Origin of the sequence: Sphingomonas sp. 10B4 (assembly GCF_035019905.1) — a bacterium.
Classification (GTDB): Bacteria; Pseudomonadota; Alphaproteobacteria; order Sphingomonadales; family Sphingomonadaceae; genus Sphingomonas; species Sphingomonas glacialis.
The window spans coordinates 1-8,626 of sequence record NZ_JASJVC010000104.1 but is presented as its reverse complement, the minus strand read 5'-3'; the positions used below and the strand labels follow the sequence as shown (position 1 = coordinate 8,626).

Below are 8,626 nucleotides of genomic sequence, written 5' to 3'. Positions count from 1 at the left end.
GTGTATAAGAGACAGCAGCCCCTCCCTTCCAGGGAGGGGAGGAAACTAGATCGTGATCCGAGACAATAGACGATCGATTCCTGCCACCGCGGCGGGTTCGCTCAAGCTCGGCGCATGGCCGACTTGGTCGATCGTGACAAGCTCGCCATGGTCGAGCGCCGCGACCATTTTCTCTGCGGTCGCCGCGGAGAGCACGTCCGACGCGGCGCCGCGCACGATCAGCGTCGGCACGTCCTTCAGCACCGCGAGCGCGCGCCACATGTCGGGGCCGGCTTCGTTGCCGGGCACGCGGAACGGCTCGGCGATCTTCATGTCGTAATCGAGCACGATCCGCCCCGCGCTGTTGAGCCGGTACAACCGCTTGGCCATTTCCAGCCAATCCTCGAGCGTGAAGCCGGTATAGACGTCGCCATTCGCCTCGGCGACCGCGCGCGCGGCGTGGAGCCAGGTCGGCCAGGTGTTCGACTTGCCGACATAGCCGCGAATCCGCGACAGGCCCTCGGCCATGATGTCGGGCCCGACATCGTTGAGCAGCACGCCCGCGACACTCTCATTCCCGGTACCGGCGAGCAGCATCGACACGATCCCGCCGAGCGACGTGCCAAACGCGACGTAGCGATCGACACCGAGCTCGCCGAGCAGCGCCTCGACATCCTGGACGTAGCTGAGCGGGACATAGCTCATCGGATCCTTGGCATAGCCGCTCTCACCGCGCCCGCGCAGATCGATCGCGATCACGCGCCACGCGGGCGAGAGCCGACGCGCGAGCGCGTCATAATCGCGCGCGTTGCGCGTCAGGCCGGGCAGACAGAGGATCGGCGGGCGGTCGGCTGGCCCCGGATAATCGCGGCAATGCAGCCGGACGCCGTCCTTCGACCACCAATATCGATTTTCATAAGGCGACATGGTCTGGTCCTGAGCCTGGGGCCAATTTCACGGGGTTGCGTCCGGCGGTCGGCGCCCTCCATATCCACGCATGAGCATCCCCCCGCAAGACTCTCGGCCTGAAACGACCATCCTCGAACTGGGCGACGACTTCTACGATCCGGTCGCCGCAGCCGCCTTTCCGCAGACGCTGCTGCGCTTCCGCAACGATCGCGCCGCGGCGCAGGTCGGGCTCGAAGCGTTGAGCGATACCGACTGGCTGCGGCATTTTGGGCGGTTCGATCCGCTTCCCGGCAGCCTCGATCAGCCGCTCGCGCTGCGCTATCACGGCCACCAGTTCCGCAACTATAATCCCGAGATCGGCGATGGTCGCGGCTTTCTCTTCGCGCAGCTACGCGACGATCATGGGCGGCTGATGGACCTCGGCACCAAGGGCTCGGGCACGACGCCGTGGAGCCGCTTCGGCGACGGACGCCTCACGCTCAAGGGCGGAATGCGCGAAGTGCTCGCAACCGAGATGCTGCAGGCGCTCGGCGTCGACACCTCGCGGACCTTCTCGCTGATCGAGACCGGCGAAGCGCTCGAGCGCGGTGACGAGCCCTCGCCCACCCGCTCGGCGGTAATGGTGCGGCTCAGCCACGGGCATATCCGCATCGGCACGTTCCAGCGGCTCGCCTATCTGCGCGATGCCGAAGCGATGGAGCGGCTCGTCGGTTATGTGCTGCGCAACTTGTATGGCGAGGAGCCGGGCGGAGATGCGCCAGTCCGCTTGCTCGATCTGGTGGTCGATCGCACCGCGACGCTTGCCGCAAGCTACATGGCGGCGGGCTTCGTCCACGGCGTGCTCAACACCGACAACATCAATGTGACGGGCGAAAGCTTCGACTACGGCCCTTGGCGTTTCGCGCCAACCTGGGACCCCGCCTTCACCGCCGCCTATTTCGACCATGCCGGGCTCTACGCCTTCGGCCGCCAGCCCGAGGCGATCCATTGGAACGCGACGCAACTCGCGATCTCGCTGCGGGCTTTGGTCGAGGCCGAGCCGCTGATCGCGGTGCTCGATACCTTTGCCGAGCGCTATCAGAGTGCCGTCTCGGCAGCGATCCTGTGGCGGCTCGGCGTCGTGCCGCGCGATCCGACGAGCGACCGCGCGCTCGTCCAGACGATCGAGCGCGGGTTGCGCACGAGCGGCCTGGGGATCGACCGTTTCTATTTCGACGCGTTCGGCGGCCTCGCGCCCGACGGCGCGGCGTTCGACGAACTGCGCGCTGCGCTCGAGCCGTATGCGCCGCGAAAAAGCCGCGACCATCGCTATTGGCACGGCGAGCCGTGCGCGATGCTGATCGACGAGGTCGAGGCGATCTGGGCGGCGATCGACCAGCGCGACGATTGGGCGCCGTTCGACGCCAAGGTCACGCAGATCCGCACTATGGGCGAAGCGCTGGCCTAACCCCTCTCCCCCTGTGGGAGAGCGAGGGAGCCCCGCAGGCGCGGAAGGGTGAGGGGGTGTAGCGGCGGCCGCGCCATCGACGTCCACTTCACCCTTCCCACTCGCTAAGCGAGCGGGCCCCTTCCCTCTCCCACAAGGGGAGCGGGAGAAGAGTAGATTCCCATCGCAATCTCAGGCAAAGACCCAATAAATGTCGTCAGAACTCCTTTCCTACGAACCCGCCACCGGGGCCGAGCTCTGGCGCGGCGCGATCGGCGATGTCGATGCCGAAGTCGCCGCCGCGCGCGCAAGCTGGGCTGGCTGGGCGGCGCAACCGCTCGCCTATCGCGTCGAGGCGCTGCGCCGCGTCGCCAATGTCGTGCGCGCTCGCGCCGACGCCTTTGCCGACATTATCGCGCGCGAAACCGGCAAGCCGCTGTGGGAAGCGCATACCGAGGTCGATTCGGTCATCGCCAAGGTCGATATCTCAGTGACGGCTTATGCCGAACGCACCCCGCAGCGCCGGCTCGAGGCGCAGATGGGCAGCCGCATGGCGCTGCGCCACAAGCCGCACGGCGTGCTCGCGGTGCTCGGGCCGTACAATTTCCCGGCGCATCTGCCCAATGGGCACATCATCCCCGCGCTGCTCGCGGGCAATGCGGTGGTGTTCAAGCCGTCGGAAAAGACCCCCGCGACGGGCGAATTCCTCGTCGGCTGCTTCCATGCCGGCGGGATTCCCGAGGGCTGCCTGCGCCTGTTGATCGGCGGCGCGGCCGAGGGCAAGGCGCTCGCCGCGCATGACGGGATCGACGGGTTGCTCTTCACTGGCTCGGCGCACACCGGCATTGCGCTCAACCGCGCGTTTGCGACACGCCCCGAGAAGATCCTCGCGCTCGAAATGGGCGGCAACAACCCGATCATCGTGTGGGATTCGCCCGATCTCCACGCCGCTGCCGTCGTCGTCGTGCAATCGGCGTTCACCTCGGCCGGCCAGCGCTGCACCGCCGCGCGCCGGCTGATCGTCGACCAGAAGCTCTACGATCCGCTGATGGCCGAAGTGACCAAACTGATGAAGCGGATCATCGTCGACGAGCCACATGCCAATCCCGCGCCGTTCATGGGCCCGGTGATCGACAATGACAGTGCCGACCTGCTGTCCGAGAGTTTCCTCGAGCTGATGATGCGCGGCGGTCGTCCGATCCAGCATCTCGAACGCCCGATCGCCAACCGCCCCTTCCTGCGCCCCGCGCTGATCGACACGACCGAGATGAACGACCGGCCCGATATCGAGCTGTTCGGGCCGATCCTCCAGGTGATCCGCAAGACCAGTTTCGAAGATGCGATCACCGAGGCGAACAACACGCGCTATGGCCTGTCGGCGTCGCTGCTCAGCCAGGATCCGGCGCTGTACGACCAGTTCTGGGCGAATGCGCGCGCCGGGATCGTCAACTGGAACAAGCCGACCAACGGCGCCTCGTCCAAGGCGCCGTTTGGCGGCATCGGCTGGTCGGGCAACCACCGTCCGAGTGCCTATTATGCGGCGGACTATTGCGCCTACCCTGTGGTATCGAGCGAAGCCGATCAGGCGCGCGCGAGCATCGGGGTGGGGTTACGCGATGGGTGAAGACGCATTCCGCGTCGAACGGTTGCGCGCGGATCCCGCGGTCACGGCGATGCTGGAGCGGATTTGCGACATCACCACGATGGGCTTCGCCGCCGTCGCGCGCGTCACCGATACTCAGTGGATCGCCTGCCAAGTCGTCGACCGGATCGAGTTCGGGCTCGAAGCGGGCGAGGAACTCGCGCTGAAGACCACGATCTGCGACGAGATCCGGGGAAGCGGGCGCGCCGTCATCATCGACACGGTGTCGGGCAATCCCGACTGGCGGACGCATCCGACGCCGATGCTCTACGGGTTCGAGAGCTACATCTCCTTTCCGATTCGCCTGCCCGACGGCACATTCTTCGGGACGCTGTGCGCGATCGATCCGCAGCCCCGATCGATCGGCACTCCGGCCATCGCGGCGCTGTTCGAACGCTTCGCCGCGGAAATCGGGGCGTTGCTGGCCTGAGCGGCACCTTTGGTCGCAAAGCCGTGGAACCGTAGGCGTTCCAATGCTTTGGGCCTGGCGTGAAACACGACAAAGTGGCCGATGGCCCCACTCCCCGCGCGCGCAAACTGAAACTCGAGTCGGACAACTGCCTGGCCATCGCGATTCGCGAACGCGAGCCCGAAGTCGCCGCGATGCTGATCGACGAAGCCGCCAAACTCGCGCGGCGCGTCAAGGAGTTGCACGACAAAGCGTGATCCCCCAGCGGAGAGGTCGGCAAAAGTTTGGCTACCCCGCCCCCAAGCAAGCTTGAATTGAAGCGCGCGCTGGTCCAGCCCATCTGACAACGATGGCCATATTGCTCGATCCTACCGCGCGCGGGCGCGTTATCCTGGTTGGCGCCGGTCCCGGCGACCCCGGTTTGCTGACCGTCCGCGCGGTTGCCGCACTCGGCCAAGCCGATGTCGTGGTGCATGACGGGCTGATCGATCCGCGCGTGCTCGACCTCGCGCCCGCCAGCGCGCAGCGCATCTCGGTCGCCAAGCGGCGCGCGCGCCACACGCTGCCGCAAGAGGCGATCAACGCGCTGATCGTCGCGCAGGCGAAGGCCGGCGCGGTCGTCGTGCGCCTGAAGGGCGGCGACTCGTTTATCTTCGGGCGCGGCGGCGAGGAAGTCGAAGCGGTGCGCGCCGCCGGCCTGCCGGTCGAGGTGATCCCCGGCGTCTCGGCGGCACTCGGCTGCGCGGCTGAGGCGATGCTGCCGCTCACCCATCGCAACCATGCAAGCGCGGTCAGCTTCGTCGCGGGCCAGTGCAAGGGGCTGTCCGACCAGGACTGGTCTGGGCTCGCCGGCAAGGGCCGTACGCTCGTCATCTACATGGGCGTCGCCACTGCCGACGACATCGCCGACAAATTGATGCGCGATGGCGTTGCCCCCGAAATGCCCGTCGCGGTGCTCGAGCGCGGGACGCTCAGCGGCGCGCGCGCGATCCGGACGTTGCTCGCCGATCTCGGCCAGATGGTCGCGCGCGAGACAGTGGCGAGCCCGGCGATCATCGTCGTCGGCGAAGTCGTCGAATTGTCCGACGCCGAGGATAAGCTCGGCGCCTGGGCCAAGATTGCGGAGTCCGTTGCGTGAGAGTGTTGACCGGGAATGATTTGCCGACAGGCGACGTGGTGTGGTGGACCGGCTCGGGCTGGTCGCGCCATATCGAGGATGCGTGCGACGTCGCCGACCAGGGCGAGAGCATCGCGCATGCCGAGCAGGGCGCGCGCCGCGTCAACGTCCCCTATGTGATCGACGCGACGCTCACCGCCGACGGCCCCCGCCCCGCGCACATCAAGGACCGCATCCGCGCGCTCGGTCCTACGGTGCGCGCCGATCTGACGTTGAAGCCGGCCGATCCGATGGCTGGAAGCTGGGTAATCTGAGATGTACAAATACGACCAATACGACCAGCAGATGGTCGACACCCGCGTCGAGGAGTTCCGCGACCAGGTGAAGCGCCGCCTTGCGGGCCAGATCACCGAGGACCAGTTCAAGCCGCTCCGGCTGATGAACGGACTCTATCTGCAGCTTCACGCCTATATGCTGCGCGTCGCGATCCCGTACGGCACGCTCGACAGCCGCCAGATGCACATGCTAGCCCATGTCGCGCGCAAATACGATCGCGGCTATGGCCATTTCACGACACGGCAGAACCTCCAGTTCAACTGGATCAAGCTCGAGGACGCGCCCGACATCCTCGCCGAACTCGCGACGGTCGAGATGCATGCGATCCAGACCTCGGGCAATTGCATCCGCAACATCTCGTCGGACCAGTACGCCGGCGCCGCCGCCGACGAGGTGACCGATCCGCGCGTGTGGGCCGAGCTGTTGCGCCAGTGGAGCACCTTCCACCCCGAATTCACCTATCTGCCGCGCAAGTTCAAGATCGCGGTGATCGGCGCCGACGAGGATCGCGCGGCGATGCGGCTGCACGACATCGGCATCCAGATGGTGCGCCGTGACGGCGAGCTCGGCGGCAAGATCTTCGTCGGTGGCGGCATGGGCCGTACGCCGATGATCAGCCATGAGATCCGCGATTTCGTCGGTAGCGACGATCTGCTGAGCTATCTCGAGGCGTGCCTGCGCGTCTACAATCGCTACGGTCGGCGCGACAATATCTACAAGGCGCGGATCAAGATCCTGCTCCACGAGATCGGCCCCGAAGACTATCGCCGCCAGGTCGAGGAGGAGTTCATCGCGGTCAAGGCGCTCGGGCTCGATCCGCCCAAGGCCGAGTTCGACCGGATTACCGCGTTCTTCGCACCCCCCGCGTACGAAGCGGATGCAGCGGACGCGATCGACCGCAGCGACCCCGATTTCGCGGTCTGGGTCGACCAGAACACCGCCGCGCACAAGCAGCCGGGCTATGCGATCGTCACGATCAGCCTCAAGCCGACCGGCGGCATCCCCGGCGACGCGACCGCCGAGCAGATCGACCTCATGGCCGATCTTGCCGAGCGCTATAGTTTCGACGAACTGCGCGTGACGCATGCGCAGAACATCGTCCTGCCGCACGTCCGCAAGGCCGATCTCTACACGATCTGGCAGCAGCTCGACGCGGCCGGCCTCGCGCCCGCCAATCTCGACCTGATCAGCGACATCATCGCCTGCCCCGGCCTCGATTATTGCAGCCTCGCCAATGCGCGCTCGATCCCGCTCGCGCAGAAGATCACCGAGCGCTTTGCGGATCCCGCCCGCCAGCGCGACATCGGCGAGTTGAAGGTCAAGATCAGCGGCTGCATCAATGCCTGCGGGCATCACCATGCCGGGCACATCGGCATTCTCGGCGTCGACAAGAAGGGCGTCGAAAATTACCAGCTCTCGCTCGGCGGATCGGGCGCCGAGGACGTGAGCCTCGCCAAGATCACCGGCCCGGGGTTCGACGAGGACGGCGTGGTCGACGCGGTCGAAAAGGTCACCACCGTCTATCTGGCGCAGCGCGAGGGCGGCGAACGCTTCCTCGATACCTATCGCCGCATCGGCATGGAGCCGTTCAAGGAAGCGCTTTATGGTTGAGAACCAGCACGACGAACCCGCAGTGACGCTCGACGCGTTTCTCGACTCGCAGACCAACGCGACCGCGGTGCGGCTCGAGGCGGGCGACGATGCGCGCGCGCTGCTGCCCTATCTCGACCGGATCGCGCTGATCGAGGTGAGCTTCCCGAGCTTCCGCGACGGGCGGGGCTATTCGTCGGCGCGGATTTTGCGCGAGGCGGGCTACACCGGCGAACTGCGCGCGCAGGGCGATGTGCTGGTCGACCAGATGCCGCTGATGCAACGTTGCGGCTTCGACAGCTTAGCGCCCGAATCGGAAATCGACCCGGCAACGCTCGAGGCTTCGCTCAAGCGCTACGAGAACGTCTATCAGAAGGCCGCCGACAGCCGCGTGCCGATCTGGGCGCGGCGGCATGGGTAACGCGCTGCGCAAGCTCGACCTGATCGACGTCGCGCCCTTCTCCCCCGCCGATGCCGCGGCGATGGAAGCGCGCTTCGCCGGCGTCGACACGCGCGATATGCTGGGCGAGCTGCTGACGGGAGAGCTCAAGGGGCGCGTCGCGGCGGTCTCGTCGTTCGGCGCGGAGAGCGCGGTCCTGCTCCACTTGATCTCGCAGGTCGACAAGGACATTCCGGTCATCTTCCTCAACACGCAAAAGATTTTCGGTGCGACGCTCGCGTATCGCGACGAACTTTCCGAGACGCTCGGCTTCACCGACCTGCGCGTGTTTCGCCCCGATCCGCGGCTGCTCGCGGCGAAGGATGCGACGGGCTTGCGCTGTAATTACGACCCCGATGGTTGCTGCGACCTGCGCAAGGTCGAGCCGCTGCGGCGGGCTTTGGCGCCGTTCGACGCGTGGATCTCGGGCCGCAAGGGCTTCCAGGCGGGCACGCGCGAGGCGATGCCGCGCTTCGAGGAGGATGAGGGCCGGCTGAAGCTCAACCCGCTCGCGGCGTGGGACAAGGCCAAGCTCGACGCCTATTTCGAAGAGCACAAGCTGCCGCGCCACCCGCTCGAAGCCGACGGCTATCCCTCGATCGGCTGTGCGCCGTGCACGAGCAAGGTGCTTCCCGGCGAAGACCCGCGCTCGGGCCGCTGGCGCGGGTGGGAGAAGGTCGAGTGCGGGATTCACGTGCCCGAGAAGCCGGGCGAGGAGCCGGTTTTTTAGGCGTATAACCCCGCTGCAGTGAACGCAGACCTGTCTCTTATACACATCT

The 8,626-nt window shown here is 66.4% G+C and carries 10 protein-coding genes; 9 read left to right on the top strand and 1 reads right to left on the bottom strand.

Annotated elements, in window-relative coordinates; all coding sequences use genetic code 11:
* Positions 1 to 45 precede the first annotated feature (45 nt).
* Positions 46 to 906 carry an alpha/beta hydrolase gene (locus tag QN347_RS18000; RefSeq protein WP_322160291.1) on the bottom strand — a complete coding sequence of 287 codons (861 nt, stop codon included), beginning with the start codon at positions 904 to 906 and terminating at the stop codon, positions 46 to 48.
* Between the two features lie 70 nt (positions 907 to 976).
* Between QN347_RS18000 and QN347_RS17995 the strand changes: the two genes are divergently transcribed.
* The 9 genes from QN347_RS17995 (at position 977) to QN347_RS17955 (ending at position 8,577) form a co-directional block, all read left to right on the top strand.
* On the top strand, positions 977 to 2,335 hold the full coding sequence (locus QN347_RS17995) for a protein adenylyltransferase SelO (RefSeq protein WP_322160292.1): 1,359 nt from the start codon (positions 977 to 979) through the stop codon (positions 2,333 to 2,335).
* 190 nt (positions 2,336 to 2,525) lie between these two features.
* Positions 2,526 to 3,938: a succinylglutamate-semialdehyde dehydrogenase gene (gene astD / locus QN347_RS17990; RefSeq protein ID WP_133189799.1), complete on the top strand. Its 1,413-nt coding sequence runs from the start codon at positions 2,526 to 2,528 to the stop codon at positions 3,936 to 3,938.
* Positions 3,931 to 4,386, top strand: coding sequence for a GAF domain-containing protein (locus tag QN347_RS17985; protein WP_322160293.1), 456 nt, complete (start codon positions 3,931 to 3,933; stop codon positions 4,384 to 4,386). The genes astD and QN347_RS17985 overlap by 8 nt, the downstream gene beginning before the upstream one ends.
* A 74-nt stretch (positions 4,387 to 4,460) precedes the next feature.
* On the top strand, positions 4,461 to 4,622 hold the full coding sequence (locus QN347_RS17980) for a hypothetical protein (RefSeq protein ID WP_189675398.1): 162 nt from the start codon (positions 4,461 to 4,463) through the stop codon (positions 4,620 to 4,622).
* Between the two features lie 92 nt (positions 4,623 to 4,714).
* Positions 4,715 to 5,503: a uroporphyrinogen-III C-methyltransferase gene (gene cobA, locus QN347_RS17975; RefSeq protein WP_322160295.1), complete on the top strand. Its 789-nt coding sequence runs from the start codon at positions 4,715 to 4,717 to the stop codon at positions 5,501 to 5,503.
* Complete coding sequence (locus QN347_RS17970; RefSeq protein WP_133189805.1) at positions 5,500 to 5,796, top strand: DUF2849 domain-containing protein; 297 nt, start codon at positions 5,500 to 5,502, stop codon at positions 5,794 to 5,796. The genes cobA and QN347_RS17970 overlap by 4 nt, the downstream gene beginning before the upstream one ends.
* Position 5,797: 1 nt before the next feature.
* Positions 5,798 to 7,429 carry a nitrite/sulfite reductase gene (locus tag QN347_RS17965; protein WP_322160297.1) on the top strand — a complete coding sequence of 544 codons (1,632 nt, stop codon included), beginning with the start codon at positions 5,798 to 5,800 and terminating at the stop codon, positions 7,427 to 7,429.
* Positions 7,422 to 7,829, top strand: coding sequence for a DUF934 domain-containing protein (locus QN347_RS17960; RefSeq protein ID WP_322160299.1), 408 nt, complete (start codon positions 7,422 to 7,424; stop codon positions 7,827 to 7,829). The genes QN347_RS17965 and QN347_RS17960 overlap by 8 nt, the downstream gene beginning before the upstream one ends.
* Entirely contained in the window at positions 7,822 to 8,577 is a 756-nt protein-coding gene (locus tag QN347_RS17955) for a phosphoadenylyl-sulfate reductase (RefSeq protein WP_322160301.1), read from the top strand. The genes QN347_RS17960 and QN347_RS17955 overlap by 8 nt, the downstream gene beginning before the upstream one ends.
* Positions 8,578 to 8,626 lie beyond the last annotated feature (49 nt).

Excerpts from the sequence above, each read along its gene's own strand:
- QN347_RS18000 (WP_322160291.1), bottom strand. The coding sequence starts at position 906 with ATGTCGCCTTATGAAAATCGATATTGGTGGTCGAAGGACGGCGTCCGG.
- QN347_RS17995 (WP_322160292.1), top strand. The coding sequence starts at position 977 with ATGAGCATCCCCCCGCAAGACTCTCGGCCTGAAACGACCATCCTCGAA.
- astD (WP_133189799.1), top strand. The coding sequence starts at position 2,526 with ATGTCGTCAGAACTCCTTTCCTACGAACCCGCCACCGGGGCCGAGCTC.
- QN347_RS17960 (WP_322160299.1), top strand. The coding sequence starts at position 7,422 with ATGGTTGAGAACCAGCACGACGAACCCGCAGTGACGCTCGACGCGTTT.
- QN347_RS17965 (WP_322160297.1), top strand. The coding sequence starts at position 5,798 with ATGTACAAATACGACCAATACGACCAGCAGATGGTCGACACCCGCGTC.
- cobA (WP_322160295.1), top strand. The coding sequence starts at position 4,715 with ATGGCCATATTGCTCGATCCTACCGCGCGCGGGCGCGTTATCCTGGTT.
- QN347_RS17985 (WP_322160293.1), top strand. The coding sequence starts at position 3,931 with ATGGGTGAAGACGCATTCCGCGTCGAACGGTTGCGCGCGGATCCCGCG.
- QN347_RS17955 (WP_322160301.1), top strand. The coding sequence starts at position 7,822 with ATGGGTAACGCGCTGCGCAAGCTCGACCTGATCGACGTCGCGCCCTTC.